This is a genomic window from Dialister sp., from assembly GCF_051885895.1.
In the GTDB taxonomy this organism is placed as follows: Bacteria; Bacillota; Negativicutes; order Veillonellales; family Dialisteraceae; genus Dialister.
On sequence record NZ_JBJEXP010000113.1, the window covers coordinates 14,890 to 37,787 of the forward strand.

The 22,898-nt window shown below is 49.5% G+C and carries 24 protein-coding genes and 1 tRNA gene; 23 read left to right on the plus strand and 2 right to left on the minus strand.

Translation table 11 applies throughout. The features are described 5' to 3' along the window. Positions 1–4: 4 nt before the first annotated feature. The 3 genes from ACI4N7_RS09545 (at position 5) to ACI4N7_RS09555 (ending at position 2,585) form a co-directional block, all read left to right on the plus strand. Positions 5–78 (plus strand) — tRNA-Gln (locus tag ACI4N7_RS09545). Between the two features lie 504 nt (positions 79–582). After that, on the plus strand, positions 583–1,878 hold the full coding sequence (locus tag ACI4N7_RS09550; RefSeq protein ID WP_439733130.1) for an SLC13 family permease: 1,296 nt from the start codon (positions 583–585) through the stop codon (positions 1,876–1,878). A gap of 344 nt (positions 1,879–2,222) precedes the next feature. Then, the gene (locus ACI4N7_RS09555; RefSeq protein ID WP_439733131.1) at positions 2,223–2,585 is read left to right on the plus strand and encodes an ArsR/SmtB family transcription factor; all 363 of its coding nucleotides are present in this window, start codon (positions 2,223–2,225) and stop codon (positions 2,583–2,585) included. A 58-nt stretch (positions 2,586–2,643) separates the two neighbouring features. Here the strand turns inward: ACI4N7_RS09555 and ACI4N7_RS09560 are convergent, their stop codons facing one another. Next, positions 2,644–3,768: a M20/M25/M40 family metallo-hydrolase gene (locus tag ACI4N7_RS09560; RefSeq protein WP_439733132.1), complete on the minus strand. Its 1,125-nt coding sequence runs from the start codon at positions 3,766–3,768 to the stop codon at positions 2,644–2,646. Positions 3,769–4,016: 248 nt separating this feature from the next. Here ACI4N7_RS09560 and ACI4N7_RS09565 point away from each other — a divergent pair, with 248 nt between their 5' ends. From ACI4N7_RS09565 to ACI4N7_RS09645, 17 genes are all read left to right on the plus strand, one after another. Continuing rightward, positions 4,017–5,201, plus strand: a complete 1,185-nt coding sequence (locus tag ACI4N7_RS09565) for a DNA polymerase IV (RefSeq protein WP_439733133.1) — start codon at positions 4,017–4,019, stop codon at positions 5,199–5,201. Beyond that, a complete protein-coding gene (locus ACI4N7_RS09570; RefSeq protein WP_439733134.1) occupies positions 5,198–5,335 on the plus strand; it encodes a hypothetical protein in 138 nt (45 codons plus the stop codon). The genes ACI4N7_RS09565 and ACI4N7_RS09570 overlap by 4 nt, the downstream gene beginning before the upstream one ends. A 46-nt stretch (positions 5,336–5,381) precedes the next feature. Beyond that, positions 5,382–5,894: a flavodoxin family protein gene (locus ACI4N7_RS09575; protein ID WP_439733135.1), complete on the plus strand. Its 513-nt coding sequence runs from the start codon at positions 5,382–5,384 to the stop codon at positions 5,892–5,894. A 407-nt stretch (positions 5,895–6,301) separates the two neighbouring features. Further along, positions 6,302–7,159 (plus strand): DMT family transporter, encoded by an 858-nt coding sequence (locus ACI4N7_RS09580; RefSeq protein ID WP_439733136.1) that lies wholly within the window; start codon positions 6,302–6,304, stop codon positions 7,157–7,159. Positions 7,160–7,525: 366 nt separating this feature from the next. Beyond that, the gene (gene rpmH / locus ACI4N7_RS09585; protein ID WP_008860520.1) at positions 7,526–7,663 is read left to right on the plus strand and encodes a 50S ribosomal protein L34; all 138 of its coding nucleotides are present in this window, start codon (positions 7,526–7,528) and stop codon (positions 7,661–7,663) included. After that, entirely contained in the window at positions 7,656–8,030 is a 375-nt protein-coding gene (rnpA, locus tag ACI4N7_RS09590; protein ID WP_439733137.1) for a ribonuclease P protein component, read from the plus strand. Before rpmH ends, rnpA begins: the two co-directional genes overlap by 8 nt. A gap of 4 nt (positions 8,031–8,034) precedes the next feature. Further along, the gene (yidD, locus tag ACI4N7_RS09595) at positions 8,035–8,244 is read left to right on the plus strand and encodes a membrane protein insertion efficiency factor YidD (RefSeq protein WP_439733138.1); all 210 of its coding nucleotides are present in this window, start codon (positions 8,035–8,037) and stop codon (positions 8,242–8,244) included. Positions 8,245–8,497: 253 nt separating this feature from the next. Next, positions 8,498–9,499, plus strand: coding sequence for a YidC/Oxa1 family membrane protein insertase (locus tag ACI4N7_RS09600; protein WP_439733139.1), 1,002 nt, complete (start codon positions 8,498–8,500; stop codon positions 9,497–9,499). Continuing rightward, complete coding sequence (jag, locus tag ACI4N7_RS09605; protein WP_439733140.1) at positions 9,496–10,365, plus strand: RNA-binding cell elongation regulator Jag/EloR; 870 nt, start codon at positions 9,496–9,498, stop codon at positions 10,363–10,365. Before ACI4N7_RS09600 ends, jag begins: the two co-directional genes overlap by 4 nt. A gap of 146 nt (positions 10,366–10,511) precedes the next feature. Beyond that, on the plus strand, positions 10,512–12,815 hold the full coding sequence (recQ, locus tag ACI4N7_RS09610; protein ID WP_439733141.1) for a DNA helicase RecQ: 2,304 nt from the start codon (positions 10,512–10,514) through the stop codon (positions 12,813–12,815). A gap of 118 nt (positions 12,816–12,933) precedes the next feature. Next, the gene (locus ACI4N7_RS09615; protein ID WP_439733142.1) at positions 12,934–13,728 is read left to right on the plus strand and encodes a thymidylate synthase; all 795 of its coding nucleotides are present in this window, start codon (positions 12,934–12,936) and stop codon (positions 13,726–13,728) included. Continuing rightward, a complete protein-coding gene (locus ACI4N7_RS09620; protein ID WP_439733143.1) occupies positions 13,725–14,204 on the plus strand; it encodes a dihydrofolate reductase in 480 nt (159 codons plus the stop codon). The genes ACI4N7_RS09615 and ACI4N7_RS09620 overlap by 4 nt, the downstream gene beginning before the upstream one ends. A 13-nt stretch (positions 14,205–14,217) precedes the next feature. Next, complete coding sequence (locus tag ACI4N7_RS09625) at positions 14,218–14,634, plus strand: flavodoxin domain-containing protein (RefSeq protein WP_439733144.1); 417 nt, start codon at positions 14,218–14,220, stop codon at positions 14,632–14,634. A 365-nt stretch (positions 14,635–14,999) separates the two neighbouring features. Continuing rightward, on the plus strand, positions 15,000–15,239 hold the full coding sequence (locus ACI4N7_RS09630; RefSeq protein ID WP_439733145.1) for a FeoA family protein: 240 nt from the start codon (positions 15,000–15,002) through the stop codon (positions 15,237–15,239). A 24-nt stretch (positions 15,240–15,263) separates the two neighbouring features. After that, a complete protein-coding gene (locus tag ACI4N7_RS09635) occupies positions 15,264–15,488 on the plus strand; it encodes a FeoA family protein (RefSeq protein ID WP_439733146.1) in 225 nt (74 codons plus the stop codon). Between the two features lie 126 nt (positions 15,489–15,614). After that, the gene (gene feoB / locus ACI4N7_RS09640; protein WP_439733147.1) at positions 15,615–17,762 is read left to right on the plus strand and encodes a ferrous iron transport protein B; all 2,148 of its coding nucleotides are present in this window, start codon (positions 15,615–15,617) and stop codon (positions 17,760–17,762) included. Positions 17,763–17,853: 91 nt separating this feature from the next. Continuing rightward, positions 17,854–18,030, plus strand: coding sequence for a hypothetical protein (locus ACI4N7_RS09645; RefSeq protein ID WP_439733148.1), 177 nt, complete (start codon positions 17,854–17,856; stop codon positions 18,028–18,030). Positions 18,031–18,080: 50 nt separating this feature from the next. Here the strand turns inward: ACI4N7_RS09645 and ACI4N7_RS09650 are convergent, their stop codons facing one another. Next, the gene (locus ACI4N7_RS09650; RefSeq protein WP_439733149.1) at positions 18,081–18,959 is read right to left on the minus strand and encodes an AraC family transcriptional regulator; all 879 of its coding nucleotides are present in this window, start codon (positions 18,957–18,959) and stop codon (positions 18,081–18,083) included. A gap of 155 nt (positions 18,960–19,114) precedes the next feature. On the opposite strand from ACI4N7_RS09650, the gene ACI4N7_RS09655 reads away from it, so the two are divergent. The 3 genes from ACI4N7_RS09655 to mnmG form a co-directional block, all read left to right on the plus strand. Then, positions 19,115–19,543 carry a Dps family protein gene (locus ACI4N7_RS09655; protein ID WP_439733150.1) on the plus strand — a complete coding sequence of 143 codons (429 nt, stop codon included), beginning with the start codon at positions 19,115–19,117 and terminating at the stop codon, positions 19,541–19,543. Positions 19,544–19,683: 140 nt separating this feature from the next. After that, entirely contained in the window at positions 19,684–21,063 is a 1,380-nt protein-coding gene (gene mnmE, locus ACI4N7_RS09660) for a tRNA uridine-5-carboxymethylaminomethyl(34) synthesis GTPase MnmE (RefSeq protein WP_439733151.1), read from the plus strand. A 162-nt stretch (positions 21,064–21,225) separates the two neighbouring features. Beyond that, on the plus strand, positions 21,226–22,898 hold a 1,673-nt coding region (mnmG, locus tag ACI4N7_RS09665; RefSeq protein WP_439733152.1), incomplete at its 3' end, for a tRNA uridine-5-carboxymethylaminomethyl(34) synthesis enzyme MnmG.

Sequence of the window (22,898 nt, forward strand, 5' to 3'; positions counted from 1 at the left end):
ATATGGGGGTATCGCCAAGCGGTAAGGCAACGGACTTTGACTCCGTTATCGGTGGTCCGACTCCACCTACCCCTGCCAAATAAATGAAATCTGCAGACACAGAGCTGCAGATTTTTTTTATTGTATTGGTTCTTAACTGATCTTTATAAAAGGGCAGCGCCATCATTCCGGCCCGAAGATCTGTCAAATTTCAAACCTGTCAACTTTTTCTGCAGAATTTCAGGTGTGGGGTGGACGGATTTTTTATGAAGTCAATACCGCAATACCTCTTTATAAGGAAGCGGCAGAACTCCTTTTTTATGCCCATACATACATAGACATATAAGTAATAAAAATGATTTATGATAATCATGAATTAAATTTTATATATTATTTTTCATCTTCTGCGCTATGTATTATTTATTTCTTCCATGCATTGTGTTAGAATAAAACTATCAAGCGATGTGGTGTTTCTTCATCGGGGACGTCGTGATTACACATTCCGCATTTCCGGAAAAGGAAGGGTCCGGAGGAACGCGGTCCCTCATTCCCAATGAAAATCTACGACCCTTTTCAGGGCAGTGAGAGGAGTTCAGGTATTTCATGACTACATTTCAATTCTACCTAGCCGTCATCATCTTCTGTCTCACTTATGTGGGAATCATGTCTGAAAAGTTCCCGAGAACCATCTGCGCATTGGTCGGCGGCGGCGCAATGATTTACTGCGGGTATGTAACACAGTCTGAAGCGTTCGGAAAATACATTGACTGGAATACCCTTGGTCTTCTGGCAGGCATGATGATTCTGATTTCTGTGGTGAAGAAATCCGGATTCTTCCGGGTGCTGGCTTTATGGGCTATGAAAAAGTCCAAAGGATCACCAAGAGAGCTGCTGGTGCTTCTGTCCTGCGTGACGGCAGTAGGCGCTTCCCTGATCGATTCCGTAACCGCAGCCCTTCTGATTGCACCTATGACCATTTCCCTCTGCCGTATGCTGAAGATTTCTCCGGTACCGGTGCTTGTTTCTGAAATCCTGATGTGCAACGTAGGCGGCACAGCTCTGATGATCGGCAACCCGCCGAACGTAATGATCGGTTCTGCAACTCATCTGGATTTCAATGACTTCCTGATCAACCTGGCTCCGGTAGTTGTCATCACGATTATAGCAACTCTGATTGGCATTCTTTTCATCTTCCGGAAAGAACTTCCCCATGGTCATCTGCCAAAGGAACAGATTGATGCCATTGATGTCATGTCGGCGGTAGAAGACAAGATGATTTTCAAACGGTCCCTGATCGTTCTTGGCCTGACCATTGTAGGCTTTGTGCTTCATTCCCGCTTCGGTCTGCAGTCTGCAACCATTGCCATGACCGGCGGCGTGGTGGCTATGCTGGCCTGCCATATCAATCCGGAAGAAGCTATGAAGGAAGTCGATCTGGATACGCTGTTCTTCTTCATGGGCCTCTTTATCCTGGTAGGCGGTATGGAAAATGCCGGCGTCATTACAGCCATTGCTTCCTGGGGCGTGGCTCTGGCAAACGGCAACAACCATCTCATTACCTACATGATTCTCTGGCTTTCCGGTATCGCATCTGCCTTCATTGATAATATCCCCTTCACTGCCACAATGATTCCTCTGATTAAGGATATGCAGTCTCTCATGAACCTTCCCCATGCAGACTATATGTGGTGGGCATTGGCAACCGGTGCATGCTTCGGCGGCAACGGCACGATGATCGGTGCTTCGCCGAACGTCATCATGGTAGCTATTGCAGCGAAGGAAGGACATAATATTTCCTTCGGTACCTTTATGAAATGGTGCTTCCCGCTGATGATTATGTCCCTGATTGTGACAAGCATTTACATTGAAGTCCGTTATTTCATGCTTGCCGGTATGTAATGGGTACATGCTTCCGAGAGGGCTTACCACTTTATACAATCCACCTGAAAAGGCCTGCCTGCGGCAGGCCTTTTCACATTGGCGCAATCTGGAAAAGCCGGTCTTTTCCATGGCTTTTCCTTCCTGTTCATTTCGTGCGTACAAGGAATTTTGGAAAATAGAGGACGAAAAATATTTTGAATCAAGAAAATCGGTTTGACAAAAAGGGGGATGTATTATAGAATATACAAAAATAGATTTAAATGTGTCGATTAGCCCTGGAGCGGGCTGTTAGAGGGAATCAAGGCATATTTGATCTATCGTTTTGCATATAATAAAAGATCTATTTAGAAAAGGGGTTTACCATGGATTTCCAACCGAGTTACAAGGAATTTGCCACCATTTTCAAGGCACTTTCTGACGAAACGCGTCTCCGCGTGGTGGATATGCTGTCCTGCAGGGAAATGTCCGCCTGTGACATTCTGTCCAATTTCACTTTGTCCCAGTCCACTCTGTCCTATCATATGAAGATTCTGATCGAGGCCAAGGTGGTCAACGCCAGAAGAGAAGGTCTGTGGACAAAGTATTCCATTAATGATGATACCTTCAATAAGATTATGGAATTCATCCCGGAATTGTACAAAATGAAGGATAAATGCGTATGCGAACAGATTAAATACGTAAAAGTCCAGCCCCAGCAGGTAGGAAAAGACGAATTTGGCAATTGATGCGGATCATAAAAAGCCGTCCCTTACAGGGGCGGCTTTTTTATGCGGATTCCGCGGCTTAGAATGAATGGCCGAAGTGGCTTTCTGCTTCTATGATCCGGTATACCAGTTCACCGGCATCATAAAGATCCTTTTCTTTCAGGTTTTCCTTATTGGTATGGTAGTCTGCCATGCCTACGCCCACAAGGACAGCAGGAAATCCCTTGGATCCGAACCAGTTGGCGTCGCTGCCGCCGCCGCTGGGAGCTACTTTCATGGTAAAGCCTGCGGCGTCACAGGCATTTTTGAACAGGCGAAGAGCCGGATCTGTTTCTTTTACGGTGAAAGCATCATAGGCTTTTTCCTTTTTGATTTCCAGAGAGCCTTCAGGGAATTTTTCCGCTGCCTTCTGAAAGGCTTTTTCCATGTCGGCAGTTAATTTTACCAGCTTTTCGCTGCTGCGGCTTCTGGCTTCTCCATGAACAACACAGTAGTCGGGGACGATATTGACAGCGGTGCCGCCTTCAATGGTTCCCAGGTTGCAGGTGGTTTCTTCATCAATGCGTCCGTTGGGGCAGGCGGCAATTCCCCGTCCTGCCATGGCAATGGCGCTGGTCCCTTTTTCCGGGCACATGCCTGCATGGGAAGCAACGCCGTGGCAGATGAAGTCCAGGGTGTATTCGGAAGGTCCCGCATTGAAAACGGAGCCTGCAGGGCCGTCGGCATCCAGTGTATAGCCGAAATCAATATCCTTTATATACTGCTCTTCTATGTTCCTGGAACCGAAAAGTCCGATTTCTTCCTGCACGGTAAAGATGACAGTAATCTTTCCATGGGGAATGTAATTTTCTTTCATCAGGTGAAGTCCTTCCAGAATGGCAGTTACGCCGGCTTTGTCATCGCCGCCGAGGATGGTATTTCCTTTGGAGCGGAAAACGCCATCTTTCAGTACCGGTTCGATGTTCCGGCAGCATTCCACACAGTCCATATGACCGGTGAGGGCAATGGAAGGAAGACCTTCCGCATTTCCGTTGAAGGTGGCAATCAGGTTCCCCGCATTGCCGCCTTCAATGGAGCCGTTATTATCTTCTACGATGCGGGAGGCTCCCAGAAGCTTCAGCTGTTTTTTCAAATAGTCACAGACGTCACGCTCTCCCTTGCTGGGCGCATAGATTTTAACCAGGTCGGTAAATGTTTTTCTCATTCTTTCTTCATTAACCATATAAAGCACCTCTTTACAAACAGGAATTCTGCAGTCTTGCCATTTTTATCCAGTGAGAGACGGACAGGCCGGAGCCTGCCCTGTCCCTTCCTATTATAATGGGCACCGGGCGAAGAGTCCATTTTTCTCTGCTGCCCTGAAGACAGGAGCTGTATCCGGAAATAGAATCAGCCCCTTTCTTGACGAATTTTTGTTTCTTCCTTATGATGGGAAAAGAAAGGAGGAGAATGATGAGACGGTGGATCATGCACGTGGATATGGATGCTTTTTTTGCGTCGGTAGAGCAGAGGGACCATCCGGAGCTGAAAGGAAAACCGGTCATCGTAGGGGGAAGGAGCCGCCGGGGCGTAGTGGCTACTGCTTCCTATGAAGCCAGAAAGTTCGGAGTTCATTCCGCTATGCCGGTTTCCAGAGCCAGGGAACTCTGCCCTTCCGGTATTTTTGTGGAGCCTCATTTTGAAGCCTATAAAGAAACGTCTGACAGGATTCACGAAATCATGCTTCATTATGCAGATGCCTATGAGCCCATTTCCCTGGATGAGGCCTTTCTGGACATATCCGGCATGGGCAGCCAGTATCCCACCCTTGGTGCCATCGGCAGGGCAATCAAAAAGGAGATTCTGGACAAGACGGAGCTGGTAGCTTCTGTAGGCATTGCACCCAATAAATTTCTGGCCAAGATGGCCAGTGACATGGATAAACCGGATGGTCTCCGCATCATTCCCTACGGAAAGGAGAAAGAAATCCTGCGTCCGCTTCCGGTCCGGAGGCTGTGGGGCGTGGGGAAGGTCATGGAAAGCCGGCTGATCCAGGCAGGGTATAGGGTGATTGGCGACATTCAGGATGCTCCGGCAGAGGAGCTGGCTGCTCTTTTGGGAAATCAGGGAGCTCTTCTGAAACGGCTTTCCTTTGGTCTTGATGACCGGCCTGTGGAATCAGGACGGGAAATCAAATCCATTGGCGATGAATCTACCTATGAAAATGATCTTTTCGACCCTCACCGGATTGACAGGGAAATTGCGGTCCACAGCGACATTGTAGCTCAGAGACTCAGAAAACACGGACTGACGGCACGGACGGTTACGCTGAAAATCCGGTTTGCATCTTTCCGCACGGTCACACGATCCATTTCCTTTGAAGAAGGAACGAGTCTGCAGGAGGAAATATACCGGTATGCGGTATCGCTCCTTCAGAAAATTCCTGTTCATGAGGGCATCCGTCTCATTGGGGTTACAGCCTCCCATCTGGGGCCGCCTCTTTCCATGGAGTCCCTTTTCTCGGAAAACCGGGATAAAAGAAATCGGGCGGCAGCAGCTATGGACGAAATTCAGGCACGGTTCGGCAGAAAGGCACTGCAGAAGGGATTCTGGCTGGAGGGGAAAGAGGAAAAAGGAGAAGGAGACCCGCCCAAATGAACGTGAACGTAACAGGGCCTTTGACACCTGCAGCTCAAGCCTTTATGATAACAGAAGGGAAATTAAAAAGGGGAAATGCCGATTTCATCTTTTGTATGAATCAGCGTTTTCCCGGAACAGCCTGCCCGGTCTGAAAAGAAGGGGCAGGCGTTCGGTTTTGCAGGCAGAGGAGGAACTGCTATGAAATCATTGGTATTATGGTCATCCCGTACAGGAAATACAAAAGCGGTGGCACAGGCTGTGTATGACGCTCTTCCCGGAGAAAAGGATATGGTGGAAGAAGGCAGGGAAAAAGATATTTCCGGCTATGATTTGATCTTTGTAGGCTTCTGGGGATTCCGGCGGGGAGCGGATATGGCGGCTCGAAGAACTTTGGAAAAACTGCATGGACAAAAGGTGGCTGTTTTTGGCACTGCAGGTACTTATCCCGATTCTCAGGCAGCCCGGGATTATCTGGCCAATGCGGCAGCTCTGCTGCCAGAGGACAGTACCTGCCTTGGCACGTTTATCTGCCAGGGCAGGGTGCATTCGTTCCATATAGGAAAACGGAGCGCCCATGCGGAAAAAGTTCATCCCATGACACCGGAAAGACTGAAGAGACTGGAAGAGGCAGAAAAGCATCCCAATGAAGAGGATTTTAAAAACGCAGCTGCCTGGGCGCTGGAAATGGCAGAAAAGGCGCAGGAGGTATGAGGCACCGGTGACACTGGCGTTGAGCGGCTGTATTCCCGAAGGCTGATGCGGCTTTGCTGCGATACAAGCAGATAATGATTCCATCAGCGCTTCTCTGGCTTTCCATCAGTCTGCTGCTTAAATGAAGAAGAATTCTGGTGCATGGCACTTTGTGAGAGACGGCAGTACAGGCCAGCTGGCGGGAAGGAGCCGCCTAAGGGGCGGGCGATCGGAAGGAAGGCCTCCTGCTGGACAGGCTGGAGGCCTTCTTTGCCTGACTTGCCTGTTTCATGCGGGATAGGCACCGCGTATTTCATAACTCCCCGGACCGAAAGCCCGCAGCTGGCTCAGCCCTGCAGAGGCGGTCAATCTTCAGGGATGCAGACAAACACCGATTTGAGACATTATGCAGGAAAGACAGGATATACATGAAAGGACAAATGACACTGGGCATTTCGGCTTCCATACTGGCGGCTTTTTTATTTACTGCCATGGATGTGAGTGCCAAAATGCTGGCTCCTTTGGGAATGGGGGAAATTACCTTCATCCGCGGGCTGGCGGGGCTTCTTTTTATTCCTCTCATTGCATGGCAGGAAAGGAAGCCCGTTTTCTCGGGGAAAGACAGGAAACTGCTTCATCTGCGGGGCATTTTCGGCGGACTGGGCATTCTTCTCTTTTTCTACAGTCTGCCGGGACTGACTTTGGGAGATGCGGAAATCCTGGTGCAGCTTTCCGCCTTCTTCATGTGCATCCTGTCTCCTGTTTTTTTAAAAACCACACCTTCCGCCCATGTGGCGCCCTGGCTGGCAGTGATTGCCGCCGGTGCCGCCATCGTGCTGCAGGTGTGGAATTTTGATGCCTTCAACGGCTATGCGCTGCTGGGGGTGGTTTCGTCCTTCTGCAGCGCCTCCGCCTATACCTGCATCGGCCGATTAACGGAAAAAGGCGGGCATTCCGGAGCGGAAATTGTTTTTTATTTCCAATTCTATTCCATGATAGGCGGGGCTGCCCTCATGCTGGGCCACATGGTGCTTCCTTCCGGCGGAGACTGGATATGGATACTGCTTCTTTCTTTCTCCGCCCTCTTTGCCCAGGTATCCCTGACCTGGGGATGCACCCATATACCGCCGGTTATTGTTACCTTTGCCATGTACACAGGCCTTCTGTTTCATATTCTGGCAGGCTGGCTTCTGTGGGGAGAAGAGCTCACCGTTTTCTCCTGGACAGGCGGAGCGGTCATTGTTCTGGGAAGCGCCATGCTGCTGTGGAAGACGAAGGGGGATTAAGGCGCCACTGGTAATGGTGCTGATCTGTATTCCCGAAGGCTGATATGCCTTTACGGGCATGAGGGTGGCAGGATTCCATCCGGGACCGTTTGACGCCTCCCGGATGGGTGCGGGCCTTCGGCTCAGAAAGCAAAAAAGTATGCGGGGTACGGCGCCTATATGCTTTATCGCTCTGAAGAAGCGATACCACCGCCCTCTGAACCTTCTGCCTTTTTCCGGGAATACAGATGAGTACCGCAGTGTCATTCGGCCTTATCCTATTTTTGTCAAGGAAATTTCATTGACAGGCACCACCGACTTGTATATAATTATTCTGTTATGGTGTGCGAAAAATGGCACTGCCAGCATGTAAGGAGGTGTTGACTCATGGCAAAAATGACATTCCAGCCGAATAACCACTGGAGAAAACAGACTCACGGTTTCCGCGCTCGTATGAAGACAAAAGCAGGCCGTATTGTTCTGAAGAGAAGAAGAGCAAAGGGCAGAAAGGTATTAAGTGCCTAATCTAGATGAGAAGGGAAAGGCGGATTTCAGTCTTCCCCGCTCTTCCCGTATACGACAGAATAGGGATTACCGAAGAATTTATCGCCAGGGTAAACGTTTCAGCAACCGGGCGGGGCTTCTGTATCTGGTTAAATCCAGACGGAGCGAAGTCCGGATCGGCTTTGTGGCCACGAAGAAAATCGGTCATGCCTTTGCCCGCAACCGGGCTAAGAGACTGATGAAGGAGGTTTACCGCCTTCATAGGCATGAACTTTCTTCTCACTATGAGGCTATCCTGCTGGCCAGTCCGTTTCTGACGGGCGCGACTTATCAGGAAGCGGAAAAAGCGATACTGGCATTATGGCGAAAGGCCGGGATTCTGGAGTAGTGATATGAAAACTGTACTGCTTGCGTTGATTCGCTTTTACAGGATGTTCATTTCTCCACTAAAGCCTCCCTGCTGCCGGTTTACACCTACCTGCAGTGAGTATGCGCTGCAGGCGATAGAAAAATACGGTGCCCTGAAAGGCAGCTGGCTCGCAGTTAAACGGATTATCCGCTGCAATCCTTTTTGTAAAGGCGGTTATGATCCGTTGCCGTGATGTGGCTGCTTTTTTTGTACCGGTGAAGCCCTGCTTCCCGGAAGCATCACGGCAAAAAAGAAATGAAAGTTTCCTCAGGGAAACGGTTTGGGGCAGGATATTCCCATATCCTGCACTTTTCCGGCATCCTTTTCCATTTCCATAACATCTGTTGAAAGGCGGATATTCCGCCTGTTCCTGAAACTCGACCGGCTTTTGAAATGCAGAAAACCGGTGTTGCACGGTTGAAATGAAGACCGTATAAGGAGTAATAATGAGTGATTTTCAGATTCCGCTTCTGAGCAACTTGGTAGGTTTCCTTGCGGATATCATGCGTATCTGCCTGGAATATGCCTACAAACTGACCGATGATCTGGGGTTCCCCAGCTACGGAATTGCCATCATCGTTTTGACCATTATCATCAAGACAGCCCTGCTTCCGCTGGCCGTAAAACAGATCAAGTCCATGAAGGCTATGCAGGAAATCCAGCCGCTGATGCAGCAGATCCAGAAGAAGTACAAAAATGACCCGAAAAAGCTTCGGGAAGAAATGAGCAAGCTTTATAAGGAACATGGAGCCAACCCCATGTCCGGCTGCCTGCCTCTTCTGATCCAAATGCCGTTCCTGGTTTCCATTTACTATGCCCTTCAGGGATTTCCCTATGATCCGGCCCATGAAAGTTTCCTCTGGCTGGAAAGCCTGGCAGTACCGGACAGCACCTATATCCTGCCGATTCTCTCTGCCGCTTCTACCTTTGTGATTTCCTGGCAGACCACGCCGAAGGATGCACCGGGGAACCAAAAGACCATGCTTCTGGTTATGCCTCTCATGATTGGATGGATGTCCCTGAATTTCCCCAGCGGCCTTGTCATTTACTGGATTGTGGTAAACCTGTATCAGCTGGTGCAGCAGACCATTATGTTCCGCGAAGAAATGGTAGACCGGTTCAAGGGATCTGCTCCTAAAAAAGGAGTAGTGACTGTGCATGGCGATGTACAGCAGGAACATATGAAAGAAACCAAAAAGAAGAAAGTGATTCGCAAGAGAGTCATTAAAAAGGTTGTCAAGAAAAAAGACAATGGTGCAGAAGCGCACAGCGAAGAAAACAAAGAAGCCTCTGCAGAAAAAGATTCCTCCTCTGCTGAAAAGGAAAATGTAAAAGCAGAAGAAAAGTCACCTGCTGCAGAAACTCCTGCAAAGGAAGAAGCTGCAAAAGCAGCGCCTTCCGATACAAAAGAGTCCAAAGATTCCGGGGAGGGTGGAGAAACAAAATGAAAACAGTGAGAATCACCGCAAAAACCATTGATGCCGCCGTAGCAGAAGGCTTAAAGCAGCTTGGCATCAGCCGCGAGGAAGCTGTCGTTCATGTAGTAGAACAGCCATCCAGCGGTCTTTTCGGACTCATCCACAAAAAGATGGCAGTGGTAGATATTTCTGCTCCTGATGAAGAAGTACCGAAACAGGAAGAAACACCTGCGGAAGAAGCACCGAAAGCGGAAGACCCTGCTGAAAAAGCTCCTGTGGAAGAGGCTCCTGCCGAAGCGGCGCCTGCTGAAGAAGCATCCGCTGCTCCCGCTGAAGAAGTTCCCGCGGAAAAAACAGAAGAAGCCAAAGAAGCTCCTGCTGAAGAAAAAACGGGAGAAACAGAGAAAAAAGGCAGAGAAGAATTTGTCTTCAGCCAGGAAGAACAGAACCGGACAGCGGAAGAAGCGAAGAAATTCCTTTCCTCCGTTTTCCAGGGCATGCACCTGGATGTCACCATGGAATGCATGATGAACGAAGAACGGATTCTCCTCAACCTGCATGGTGAAGGGCTCGGAATTCTGATCGGCAAGCATGGACAGACCCTGGATGCGCTCCAGTATCTCACCAATCTGGCTGCCGGGAAATCCTACCACCATCATTATTTTGTCCTGCTTGATGTGGAAAACTACAGAGAACGGCGCAAAGACACCCTGGAAGCTCTGGCCAGAAGGCTGGCAGGCAAGGTGAAACGCACCGGAGAACCGGTAAAGCTGGAACCCATGGCTGCCGGTGAACGGCGCATTATTCATCTGGCGCTGCAGGACGATGGGGCAGTAACCACCGAAAGTGAAGGCGAAGCACCGCATCGTTATGTAGTGATCAGAAGAAAAGACTGATCCGTAATTGCACAAAAGACTCCCCATCCGGGGAGTCTTTTTTACTGCACTGCCAGCCGTGGGTATAGAGACCGGTGCGGCCACCCGCTGACTCTGTCATATGATATAATTATAAAGATACATATACTTAAGGAGAGGAGGAAATCATGGGACCTTCCGATGTGCTGAAGCGTTATTTCGGCTATGATGCTTTTCGTCCCCGGCAGCGGGAAGTAATCGATGCCATTCTGCATGGAGAAGATGTGATGGCGATTATGCCTACCGGGGCGGGAAAGTCTATCTGCTTCCAGATTCCGGCTCTTCTTTTTCCTTATGGGACGGTGATCATATCTCCTCTGATTTCTCTCATGAAAGACCAGGTGGAATCGCTGACGGAGCAGGGAATTCCCGCATCTTTTGTGAACAGTACCATTCCCTATGAGGAATCGATTGAAAGACTCAGAAATCTGTATCGGGGGAGAATCAAGCTCCTGTATATGGCGCCGGAAAAGCTGGAACCTTCTTATTTTACCCGGTGTCTGGCCCAGGTGCCTTTGTCCATGATCGTTATCGATGAAGCCCACTGCGTGTCGCAGTGGGGACATGATTTCCGTCCATCCTACAGAAAAATCAGTGATTTCATCCGGTCTCTTCCCCATCGGCCGGTGGTAACCGCCTTTACCGCCACTGCTACGCCGGTGGTAGAGGCAGATATGAAACGGAGCCTGGGCCTGGAAAATGCCAGGGTATTTCGTACAGGACTGGACAGACCCAATCTTTCCTTCCGTGTCATCCAGGGAACGGTGAAGGAGGATTTCGTGCTCCGGTATGTGAAAAGCCATAAAAAGGAAAGCGGCATTATTTACTGCGCCACCAGGAAAGCGGTGGATGCGGTGTATGACCTGCTTCGCCGGCGGGGCATAAGCGTGGGCCGCTATCATGCCGGTATGGATGATGAGGAGCGCAGAAAAGCACAGGAAGATTTTTCCTTTGATAATGTAGTGGTCATGGTGGCAACGAATGCGTTCGGCATGGGAATTGATAAAAGCAACGTGCGCTATGTCATTCATTATCAGATGCCGAAAAGCCTGGAAGCCTATTATCAGGAAGCAGGGCGGGCAGGAAGAGACGGCGCCAAGTCGGAGTGCATCCTTCTTTACAGCGGACAGGATGCCAGAATCCAGCGCTACCTTATCGAACAGGGAAATCAGGATGAGGACCAGCGGAAAATGGATTATCACCGTTTGAATGCCATGGTGGATTATTGCCAGACCACATCCTGCCTCAGAAATTTTATCCTTGCCTACTTCGGAGAAAAGGTGAAGGAGCCCTGCGGACACTGCGGAAACTGTGAAAGCGGAAAAGGAAAGGTCGATGTAACCGATACGGCATCCCTGGTTTTCAGAACAATTCAATTCCTCCATGAACGCTTTGGCGCGGCTGTTATTGCCGACGTACTGCATGGCAGTCATTCCCGGGTCATCATGGACAGAAAACTGGATCAGATACCGACTTATGGAAAACTTTCCTTTGAAAAAGCAAAGCATATCAAAAGTGCACTGAACAATCTGATTGCCGACGGTTATCTGCGGCGGGAAGGAGAACCCTATGCCGTACTGAAACTGACTGACCGCGCGCTGCAGGTGCTGGCAGGGAAGGCAGAGGTGTATGGACTGGCCTTCGGCGCCGAAGATGTGATGGCCGACGCAGCGGTGGAAAGGAAAATGGAACGAAATCCTGTACGGCAGGGCGGACTGTTTGAACGACTGAGAAAGATCAGGACTGTCATTGCCAGAGAAGAGCAGGTACCGCCTTTCGTCGTATTTTCTGATGCAACCCTGGAGGACATGGCGGTGCTCCGGCCACGGAGTCTGGAAGACATGGGAAAGGTGCACGGCGTAGGGGCTTTCAAGCTGGAAAAGTACGGCTCCCGTTTTCTGGAGGTGCTGCGGGATGACGGGGCAGGAGAAGAACAGGAAGAGGAAACGGAAGAAGAAGGAGAAAGAGAAAGCGGACTTCTGGACAGATTGAAGGAGCTGCGGCAGCGTCTTGCCCGGGAAGAGCACAAAGCGCCAAAATCCATCTTTTCTGATGAAATTCTTTCTTCCATGGCTCTTCAGCGTCCTGTCACCATGGAAGAGCTGAAGCGGATCCGGGGCATCGGCGTCAAAAAAGCTTCAGCCTACGGACTGCCTTTCCTGAAACTTCTGCAGGAAAGTCTTCCGATGCCTGCGGCAGAAGATGCAGGTAGCATTACTCGAAGCGCCTATTTCCTTTTCTTGAAGAAGGTAAGGGACCGCCTGGCAGGAAAAGAAGGACAGGATGAGGAGCAGTTCTTTCCTGCTGACAGCCTGCACCGTCTTTCTTCCGGAGATACGGAAGTATTGAAAAGTCTTCCTGTAAGGGAAGCGGAAGAATTCAGAAAAGCCATTGCCAATTACAGGAAAATCACAGGGAAAGAACATATATAATAGGGACAGAAGTCATACACAGTATGGCAGATATACGTTCGCAGCATGTGAGACACCTGCAGTTAGAGGTGCAGCGGCGCAGCTGCGGTTCAGCATTCATTGATACAAAGGAGAAATTATGAGTCTGGCAGACAAAGAATACCTTGGAATTGTAAAAAACATCCTGGAACAGGGGAAACTGGGGCAGAACCGGACAGGCATGCCTGCCTACAAGCTCCCTCATCAGATGATGCAGTTTGATCTGGAAAAGGAATTTCCTATTTTAACCACGAAATTCGTAGCCTTTAAGACGGCGGTCAAAGAAATCCTCTGGATCTGGCAGAAACAGTCGAATGATGTCCGCCTCCTGCAGAAGTGGAACTGCCATATCTGGGATGAATGGATGAGGGAAGACGGTACCATCGGAAAAGCTTACGGCTACCAGCTGGCCAAGTATCACCAGGTGGATACCCTGCTGAAGACACTGAAGGAAGATCCCCAGAGCCGCCGCATGGTGGTGGATCTCTGGAATGCCGGAGATCTTCCGGATATGGCTCTTTATCCCTGCGCTTTCCTTACCATGTGGGATGTATCGGAAGACGGCAGGCTGAACTGCATGCTGGTGCAGCGGAGCGGGGACATGGGTCTGGGTGTGCCTTTTAATATGGCTCAGTATGCGGCCCTTATCTGCATGATTGCCCAGGTGAGCGGCCTTCGCCCCGGTCTTTTTACCCACGTCATCAATAACGCCCATATTTATGAAAACCACGTGGAAGCATTGAAGAAGCAGCTCCTTCGGCTGCCTGATGCCTATGATGCACCGAAACTGGTGCTGAATCCGGATATTCATAACTTCTATGACTTCCAGCCGGAAGATATTGTGCTTGAAAATTACAGGCATCATGAAAAGATAGCCATGGAGGTGTCCGTATGAAACTTTCCATGATTGCCGCCCGGGCGGAAAACGGAGTAATTGGAAATCACAATACCCTCATCTGGCACCTTTCGGATGATCTGAAGCGGTTCAAAGCTTTGACCATGGGCCACCCCATCATTATGGGACGGAAGACCTTCGAAAGTCTTCCCCGTGTGCTTCCCGGCAGGACGCATTATGTGCTCACCGGAAACAGGGACTACAGGGCGCCGGAAGGGGTTCTCCTCTTTCACAGCGTGAAGGATCTGCTGGAGGCCCTGCCGGAGGAAGAGTGCTTTGTCATTGGCGGAGAGCATATGTACCGTGAAATGCTCCCCTATGCGGATACCCTTTATATGACGGAAATCAGGAAATCCTATGAAGGGGACGCCCGGTTTCCCGCATTTGACAGCCGGCAGTGGCAGCTGGTGGAGAAGACAGAAGGACAGGGGGATATTCCCCATGATTTCTGTATTTACAGAAGAATAAAGAAATAAAAGAAGGGATACTATGAAAATCGCAGTTCGTTATTACAGCCGGGGCGGCTCTACAGAAAAGACAGCCAGGGCCATTGCCCGGGAAGTGAGAGAAAGGGCGGAAACTACAGATAAGCCGCTGGAAGGGAAAGTAGATGTTCTCTTTATCGGAAGCGGCATTTATAAAGGCCATATTGACGGTCATGTGAAATCATTTATTGAAAGTCTTTCTTCCTCCCGCGTGGGCAAGGCGGTTTTTTTCAGCACAGCCATGCTGGGCGGGGGAAACAGTGATGAGGAAGTGAGAAAGCTTCTGGAGAAACAGGGCATTCCCATGGACACCAGAACCTTTCACTGCCATGGAAAATTTCTTTTCTTCCACAGAGACCATCCGGATCAGAAGGATCTTCTGGATGCGGAAATTTTTGCCCGCAAAATCATAAAAAAATAAATTCTTTAAAAGACAGCAGCCGGAAGGGGCTGTCTTTTTTTATGGCATGGATGGAGAAATGAGGGCGGATGATTTTGAGAAAATCAAAACTCCATGGATCTTCTGCTTCCCTCTTCTTCCGCAGCAGCGCAGTGAAGCGTCCTCAGTCAGGAAATAGGCCTAAAGAATATTTTTCAATATCTAATTTATTAAATTTAATGGTTCGCATTTAAATTTTAATAAATATTATAATTAACAAAGGCCTAACCATACAAAGTGCATTTAAATATTTTATAATGGTATACCATATAAAAATATTTTGGTATATTGACTAATCGATTATGGGAAGCTTATGATAGGACTGTGATAACGAAAGTGATTATCAAATGATTCATGGAAACGGGGTGAAGCACATGATGCCTCTTGTCTTTGCACAGGAAGGCGATACTGTCACGATCCGCCGTATTACAGGCAGAGATGATGTGCGGCAGCATCTGGCGGAACTGGGATTTGTGGTAGATTCGCCGGTTCTGATTGTCAGCCACATGGCAGGAAACCTGATCGTTCAGGTGAAAGGAAGCCGTGTGGCACTGGATCGTTCCATGGCTCAAAAAATATTTTTCTGAGAAAGAAGGAAAGGAACAGCAGGCATGAAAACATTGAAAGAAGTACCGGTAGGTTCTACGGTTAAGGTCAAGCGGATTCACGGAGAAGGACCGCTTCGCCGCCGCATTATGGATATGGGCATTACCAAGGGAGTGGATGTATTTGTCCGGAAGGTCGCTCCTTTGGGAGACCCGGTGGAGCTGACCGTCAGAGGCTATGAACTTTCCATTCGCAAGAACGAAGCAGAAGCCATTGAAGTGGAACAGTAATCTTTCTTTGCCCGGCTGAAAAGACAGTTTGAAATGGACGGGAGGAAAGGGCTTAGGGCTTTCAACAGAGTTTCAGAGCTTTATTTCCGGAAATGCAAAAGTATATGATTGAAAGGAGCAGCAGGAATGTCTATCAGAATTGCCCTTGCAGGCAACCCGAATTGCGGAAAAACGACTTTATTTAATGAACTGACCGGCAGCTCCCAGTATGTGGGCAACTGGCCAGGTGTGACGGTGGAGAAAAAGGATGGCCTTCTGAAAAAGCACAAGGATGTCATCATCCAGGATCTCCCCGGTATTTATTCTCTTTCTCCCTATACCATGGAAGAAAAGGTGGCAAGAAATTATCTGGTGAATGAACAGCCGGACGCTATTCTGAATATTATTGATGGTACGAATCTGGAAAGAAACCTGTATCTTTCTACCCAGCTCATTGAAATCGGTCTTCCGGTGGTGATGGCCGTCAACATGATGGATCTGGTGAAAAAGAACGGAGACACCATTGATGTAAAGAAAATGGGCGAGGAACTGGGCTGCGAAGTGGTTGAAATCTCCGCACTCCAGGGAAAAGGCTGCATGGAAGCGGCAGAAAAGGCAGTGGAAGCGGCAAAAGCCAAACAGCGGGTTCGCCTTCCTTCCGTCTTTACGGGAAGTGTGGAACACGCCATTGCCCATATTGAAGAAACCATTGCACCGAAGGTGGAGGAAAGGTTCCTCCGCTGGTATGCCATCAAGGTTTTTGAACGGGATGAAGATGCCACGGCAGCTCTTCAGCTGGATCCCAAGATTATGAGCCATCTGGAAGGTCATATCAAGGACTGCGAAGATGAACTGGATGATGACTCCGAATCCATTATTATTAACCAGCGCTATGCCTATATTGCAAAAATTATTAATTCCGTACTGAAACGGAAGACAGCAGCCCATACCATGACCGTTTCGGATAAGATCGACCGGGTGGTGACCAACCGTATTCTGGCCCTTCCTATTTTCTTCATCATTATGACTGCGGTGTACTTCATTTCCTGCTCCATTATCGGCGGACCGGTAACAGACTGGGTGAATGATGATTTCTTCGGAGGCATGGTTACCGATGCGGCATCGGATATGCTGGATGCCATTGAAGCACCGGACTGGCTGGAAAGTCTTCTGGTTGACGGCATTATCGGCGGCGTAGGCACGGTGCTTGGCTTCGTTCCTCAGATTTTAAGTATTTTCTTCTTCCTCTCTCTGCTGGAAGACTCGGGCTACATGGCCCGCGTGGCTTTCATCATGGATCGGATTTTCCGGAAGTTCGGTCTTTCCGGCAAGTCTTTCATTCCGATTCTGGTGGGCAGCGGCTGCGGTGTTCCGGCAGTCATGGCTACCAGAACGATTGAGGATACAAGGGACCGCCGCATGACCATCATGCTCTGCACCTTTATCCCCTGCTCGGCTAAAGCAGTCATTATTGCCATGATTACATCCACTTTCTTCCCTGATTCCGTACTGATGGCACCGTCCATGTATTTCCTCGGCATTGCCGTTATTGTACTGGCAGGCATTGCACTGAAGAAGACCGCCATATTCGCCGGAGATCCGGCTCCCTTCGTCATGGAACTTCCTGCTTACCATGTGCCGTCCATGAAGGGCGTGCTCATTCATATGTGGGAAAGAGCCAGAGGATTTATTATCAAAGCCGGTACCATCATTTTCTCCGTATGCGTAATTATCTGGTTCTTCTCCTCCTTCAACATCACCATGGATATGGTGGATGATATCGAAGACTCCATGCTGGCAGGCTTTGGCCATATGATTTCCTGGATCTTCGCTCCTCTGGGACTGGGCGACTGGAAAGGCGCCGTGGCAGTCATTTCCGCTGAAATGGCAAAGGAAGATGCCATCGGCACCCTGGCAGTACTGAATGGTGTGGCCAAAGATGCGGAAGATGAAGCTGTTATGGCCGGTATTGCCGGTATGTTTACTCCAATTGCCGCTTTCTCCTATATGATTCTCAACCTGTTTGACCCGCCCTGCATTGTAGCTATGGCTACCATTGCCCGTGAAATGGGAGACAGGAAATGGGCAGCCCTGGCCATCGGCTTCCAGGTCATGCTGGGCTATTCCCTCGCATTTATTGCCTATAATCTGGGCGGATGGCTGTTCTATGGATTTGCCTTCGGTATTGCCCAGGTGCTGGCTATTGCGCTCTGCCTTATCGGCTTGTACTTCATTTTCCGTCCTGCCCCCAGGGTGAAGGAGGAAAATGTAGAAGGCGCTGGAGCCAAAGCGTAAAGAGTTCAGGATGGGAGGTGCTGTGAGGCATCTCCTCTGAACCTTTTGAATCTTTTTTCAAAGTTTTTATTCTGGAAAGGAAGGGATATCCGTGAGTATTGGTACCTATGTGGTAGTAGCTGTCATTGCGATTCTTTTCGTATTTGCCTGCCGTCACATTTATCGGGTTACTCTGGGCGGGCAGAGCTGCTGCGGCGGCGGAGACGGCGAATGTCCTGCATGCCGTGCCCGTAAGATGAAACTCCATGGCGGTTTGAAAAAATCCTGACAGGATCAGAAAAAGCACCGGTTTAACCGGTGCTTTTTTGATGGTCTGTATCAGCCTGTACGGCGGGAAGCACGAAATTCCTTCGGTGTCATATGAAAGCTGCGGCTGAAAAGCTTGGAAAAATAGCTCTGACTGGTAAATCCGCAGGCAAAGGCGATGTCCGCAATGGGAGTGTCCTGGTATTCCAGAAGGGTACGGCTCACGCCCAGCCGGTATTCATTCACATAGTCTATGGGGGAGGAGCCCATATATATTTTGAATAGAGAACAGCACTTGCTGCGGGAGACCTTTCCGGCGGAAGCAATATCATCCAGTGTGATTTTGTCTGCATAATTTCTTTTTATATATTCCACCATATCCTTCTGCACAGCCCTGTCGGAGGGAGAAGGCAGGGAAGCGGATTTTCTTTCCGGCGGGAAGAGAAGGCAGAAATCATACAGCAGGAAATGAAGCAGAGCAATGACTTTCAGACGGCTGTAGGGAGAAGCTTCTCTTTCTGTCTTTTCGATATCTCTGATGAGAAACTGCAGTCTATCGGCTCCTTCACTGCCGGCCGGTACATACAGATAATCAGACAGCCGGTTTTCCAGAAGGGGGTGGATGAATCGGGTCCGGATATCGGGATCGGAAGTCAAAAGGGTTTGATTGACAAGGATGCGGATGATGGAAGTTCCTTCCGGTTCGGTTATATTCCTGTGGATTGTACCGGGAAGCACCAGCAGGGTATCCTTTTCGTGAAGGGTAATGACTGATTCATTCACCTGAAAATCCAGGGAGCCGCAAAGGACAGTAATGCATTCTGCCTCCTCATGCCAGTGGGTCATGGTGCAGATAGAGGAAGATCCTTTTTCTTCACTGGCATAAAACGTTTTCATTCTGGCACCGGCCGCTGCCGGTGTACCGGGGACAAGGACATAGGGCTTTTCCATAACACACCTCGAATTATACGATCGTTATAAAACTAAAGATAATTTTGCTATTTTTATTTCATTTCTGACGATATAATTATATCAGAAATCGAGATAAATAGATATGGTTTCTAAGTAAAACCATTCAATCAAAAGTTGATAAAGGAGGAACAATTATGGAAACATTACTGAACAAATTACTGGCTGACCTGGTGGTGGAATACCACAAACTGCAGAGCTATCACTGGTACCTGAAGGGATATCATTTCTTCGATGATCATCCGAAGCTGGAAAGCTACTATGACATGATTGCAGGCATGGTAGACGGGACCGCAGAAGATATGCTGAAACTTTCCCTGAAACCGGAATCCACCATGAAGGGATTCCTCTCCATCAGCGATGTGAAAGAAGCGGAAAACAATGAAGTGACTTCTGAAGAAGCCTATGCCTCTGTGCTGAAAGATTTCCAGCTGCTCAGGGATGATGTGCTGGCAGTCAAGAAAGAGGCTGATGAAACCGGTGACTACCTCACCTCTGCCCTTATGGACGACTATATCGAAAGCTTCTACAAAGAAATCTGGATGCTTCGCCAGGTACTGAAATAAGTATTTTCCATCAAGCCGGGAAGAAAATCTTCCCGGCTTTTCTTATGGGCTGCATGAGGTCCTTTCCGCCGTGAAAAAATTGCCTGTGTCTGTTACAATAGATATATAAATTTCAATCTATTTTCTCTAAGGAGTATGAAATGTACGAAGAAACAACCATTGCTGCCATAGCCACTCCTCCCGGAGAAGGGGGCATAGGCATTATCCGTATCAGTGGGATGAATGCTGTAGATGTGGCGGATGCCCTGTTCCATGCGAAAAAAATCCATTCGTTCCATGAAGCCGAGCCCTACCGCATGTATTTCGGTCATGTGGAAAAAGACGGCCGAAAGGTGGATGAAGGGCTGGCAGTCTATATGAAGGCACCTCATTCCTATACAGGGGAAGATGTCATAGAAATCCAGATCCATGGATCCATGGAAGCCCTCCGGGAAACACTGGAACTGACGCTGGAAAGCGGGGCGGTACCTGCAAGCCGGGGCGAATTCACGAAAAGGGCATTTCTCAATGGAAGGCTGGATCTCTCTCAGGCAGAAGCGGTGATGGATATTATCGAAGCCAAGGGATCCGCAGCCCTGTCCCAGGCGGAGAGCCATCTTTCCGGTGCGCTTTCCCGATTTGTCAAAGAAGGGCGGGATGAACTCACCGATCTGATTACCAAGCTGGAAGTCACCATTGATTATCCGGAAGAAGATCTGGAGGATCTGACCAATGAGGAAATCGGACGGGGACTTTCCGACATTGAAAAGAGCCTCTCCGCTCTTCTGAAACGGTCGGAAGAAGGACGCATCATCAAAGACGGTCTCCGCACGGCCATTGTGGGACGGCCGAATGCAGGAAAGTCCAGTCTCCTGAATGCCCTTCTCCAGGAGGACCGGGCAATTGTCACCGATATTCCGGGGACCACCAGAGATACCATCGAGGAATCTATTAAAATCGGAGGCGTTCCCCTGGTGCTCATGGATACGGCAGGCCTCCGCGAAACCGATAACAAGGTGGAGCGGATCGGAATCGAGCGGGCCAAAAAATCCATGGAACAGGCGGATCTTATCCTGGCGGTGATTGACGGCTCCTGCCCTCTGGAAAAAGAAGACAGGGAGCTCCTTTCTTCCCTGAAAGGCAGAAAGGCCATGGTCATTCTGAATAAGTACGATCTGCCCCAGGAAGCGGACGAAGAAGAAATCAGGAACCTGACGGGCAGTGTGCCGATTGTATCCATCTCCGCCCGCTACGGAAGCGGTATGGATGAACTGGAAGAGGCACTGCGCCGTCTTACGGAACACCAGGACCGGGACGCAGGCAGAGAACTTTTCCTGACCAATCTCCGCCATGTGGATCTGGTGAAAAAAGCACTGGAGGCGGTACATCGTGCCCAGGAATCTCTCCGGAACAGCATGCCTGCCGACTGCATTACTGTGGATCTGGTGGAAGCATGGAACCGCATGGGCGAAATTACAGGGGAAACGGTGGATAATGAATTGATCAATCAGATTTTCGAACGGTTCTGTGTAGGGAAATAGTGGACTGCCTGTTCACACTGAATCACATGAAGCGGCCGGTGTTTTCACCGGAATTTCCCCTTTTAAACCGGTCTTATATTTTATATAATAGTATGGGTTTATTATGAATTAAAAAAGAAGCAGCCGGGGTGCTGCTTCTTTCGTTGAAGAAAGAAGGAAAACATGTATCTTATTGATACGTATGATGTCATCGTGGTAGGAGCGGGCCATGCAGGCTGCGAGGCAGCCCTGGCTGCCGCCCGTCTGGGATGTAAGACACTCCTTACCACCATTTCCCTGGAAAATGTGGCTATGATGCCCTGCAATCCGGCCATCGGCGGTCCGGGCAAGAGCCACTTGGTCAAGGAAATTGATGCACTGGGCGGGGAAATGGGAATTGCTGCCGATAAAACAGCCATTCAGATGCGCATGCTGAATCTGGGAAAAGGGCCGGCCGTGTATGCGCTCCGCGCCCAGTCCGATAAAAATGCTTACCACCGCTATATGAAGCAGGTGGTAGAAAATACGGAAAATCTGGACCTGAAACAGGTGCAGGTCATGGATATTATTGTGGAGGACGGAAAATGCGTGGGAATTACTACGGAACTCCACGAAGAATACAGGGCCAAAGCAGTCATTCTCTGTACAGGGACCTATCTGGACAGCGAAATCATTATAGGCGAGACCATGTATTCCGGCGGTCCTAATGGTATGCGCCCCTCGGTGGGACTGTCGGAAAATCTGAAGAAGCATGGACTGGATATTCTCCGTTTCAAGACAGGGACCCCCAGCCGCGTGGATATCAGAAGCCTTCATCTGGACCGCATGCAGCTGGAAGAAGGGGATCCGGAAAACCATGCCTTTTCCTTTATGGATGAACGGGCAGACCGGAACCAGCGGAACTGCTGGCTTACCTATACCAATGAAACTACCCATAAGATCATTCGGGACAACCTGATGCGGGCGCCCAAGTATGCCGGACTGATTCACGGGGTAGGTGCCCGCTACTGCCCTTCTATTGAAGATAAGGTGGTGCGGTTCCCGGATAAGAAACGGCACCAGCTCTTTATTGAACCGGAGGGGCTGGACACCAATGAAATGTATGTACAGGGCATGTCGACTTCCATGCCCATTGATGTACAGTATGCGTTCCTTCGTACCATTCCGGGACTGGAAGATGTGAAGGTTATGCGTCCTGCCTATGCGATTGAATACGACCTGCTGGATCCTCTGCAGCTGTATCCGACACTGGAAGTCAAGAAGCTGCCGGGCCTTTATTCCGCCGGCCAGTCCAACGGGACATCCGGCTATGAAGAAGCGGCGGCACAGGGGCTGATGGCAGGAATTAATGCGGCTCTTAAAATTCAGGGGAAGGATCCTTTCATCCTTGGACGGCATGAAGCTTATACGGGAGCTCTCATTGATGATCTGGTGACCAAGGGAACCAATGAACCCTACCGCATGATGACCAGCCGCAGCGAATACAGGCTCATTCTCCGCCAGGACAATGCGGATCTCCGGCTCACCCAGAAGGGCTATGACATCGGTCTGGTAACGGAGGAAAGGTACCAGCATTTCCTGGAGCGGAAGAGAAAATTTGAAGAAGCCATGCAGTATATCCGCACCAAACGCTTCACGCCGAAGGCGGAAGTCAACCGGGCACTGGAAAGCATCGGCTCTGCGCCTCTTACGACAGGCATGGGAGCCGATAAAATCCTGAAACGTCCTGAAATGACCTACCAGAAAATGGTGGATGCCCTGGGATGCCCGGTTTTCGATCCGGAAGCCGTGGAGGAAATGGAAATCACCGTGAAGTATGAAGGCTACATTGCCCGGCAGGAAGCGGCAGTAAAGAA